Consider the following 253-nt stretch of genomic DNA (forward strand, 5'->3'; position numbering starts at 1 on the left):
GCCGGCTTGATGAGCTGCCACTTCAGAGATGCCGATGCCCGAGATACCAACATATTTCTTACCGGTTTCCACATCGCGAATCTCGTAGATGCCGCGCTTGCCATCGTACGCAAGCTCGTCTCGGAACACACCGACACGCGTCACACGATACTGACCGTCAGTGACGATAGTACCAAGCGGAGTGTCAGGCTCTGGGCCACACGCAGCAAGCGAAAGCAACAGCAATGATGCAACCACAAACTTGGTCATGATG

Annotated in this window: 1 protein-coding gene; it reads right to left on the reverse strand. The window is 54.5% G+C overall.

The genetic code is table 11. The features are described 5' to 3' along the window. On the reverse strand, positions 1–253 hold a 253-nt coding region (locus tag AC1RPY_RS08075; RefSeq protein WP_481763166.1), incomplete at both ends, for a hypothetical protein.

The sequence above is a fragment of the Dellaglioa sp. CoH-56-MRSF-12 genome (assembly GCF_056782075.1).